The following is a 1398-nucleotide window of genomic DNA, read 5'->3' on the forward strand; positions in this document are numbered from 1 at the left end:
GAGGTGAAGTGCGTCGGCAACAAGCCGTCGGCGGCGCCGTGCACCACCCATAGCGGCAGGCTCCCGCGCGGCGCCTTGACTGCCGTGGCGGCCACGCCATCGCGCAGAGCCTGCGTGCTGGCATCGGTATCCTCCCACAGCGAACGCAAGCACAGCGCGCCCGGCAGGGTGGGATCGTCCGAATGATCGCTGCCGCCGAACAGACCGACACCGTTACCCGGTGGAATGCCCGACGCATCGGCCCACCACGACGCACGCACGGCGGGGTCCAGCGTGCCGGTCGCGGCATAGTGGAAACCGCACGGCATATCGGCCGGGCCGCGACGCATATAGGCCGATGCATAACCCGCCGTCACCGCGCGCCAGAGATCCAGCGCCGTGGTAGAGGCCGCGGTGATCATCGCCTCGTCGGTCCATCCGCCTGCCCGCAGATGTTCATAGGCTTGCGCCGCCTGCGCGCTGACCCGCGTGCCGCTGACCAAGCCGTGCTGATGCAACTGATGGCAACGTTGCGCCCACGCAGGGGGTGCGTCGCCCTTGGGCGTGCGCGCCATCGGTGCGTTATCGAAGCGGGCATCCATCAGCGCGCAGGGCAGCCAGATCGACGCCTCGGTGGCGTAGTCGTAAACGGGGCGCCCATGCCCCGGCACATTTACATTCGGCTCCAGCGCCACCACGCCGGACAGCAGGTGCGCATCGTCCAGGCCCGCCGCCTGCAGTACGGCGCCGCCGCCATTGGACAGCCCGGTGGCGATGATGCGGGTATTTTCTGCGGTAAACGGCGCTTGCTCGGGAAACGCGCGATCGAGCATGGCGAGGCCAAACTGCGCCGCCTGCAACACGTGACGCCCCCAGTCGGCCTCCGGGTTGTCGCCCGAATGCGCATGCTTGATGGCGATGCCTTGGTGCGGGCCACCCGCCTCCGGTTCGAACTCCAAGGTGGCCTGACCACGCTTAGCGCGCGTACCGTCGAGCTTCACGCCGCTGTCGTCAGCCTGATCGAAATAACCCGCACCCGTGCCCTTGTCGGTATAGGCCACCGCGCAACCGCGCGGCAACCCCCAAGCGCCGGCCAGCGCAATGGCGCCGTAGATACCGCGCGAGCCGGACGATGCCGTCACCACCAGGCAGCGGTGCATGCGATCGAACTGGTCCGGCACCTGCAGCAACACGCGATGCGGCGAATGCGCGGCGGGAATCCACGCAAACGCCTGATATTCCCGTCCGGGCACCGAAGGCACCGCGCCATACACGCGCCCGAAGCCGCCTAGAGGTCCCAGATCGGCGATGCCTTTCCAACTGGTCTGGATGGCGCGTCGACGCAACTCCTGCGGCGTCGGCTGCAGCGAATGCGCAAACGGCGCCGGAGCACCGGCCAGCCCGCTCAGGCCCAGGCCC

Annotated in this window: 1 protein-coding gene; it reads right to left on the minus strand. The window is 68.6% G+C overall.

Going from position 1 to position 1398, the window contains the following annotated elements; genetic code table 11:
* The coding region (locus JHD67_RS21340; protein WP_199101152.1) for a 3-hydroxybutyrate oligomer hydrolase family protein at positions 1–1398 on the minus strand (1398 nt) is incomplete at both ends.

Origin of the sequence: Dyella sp. ASV21 (genome assembly GCF_016428975.1) — a bacterium.
Lineage (GTDB): Bacteria > Pseudomonadota > Gammaproteobacteria > Xanthomonadales > Rhodanobacteraceae > Dyella.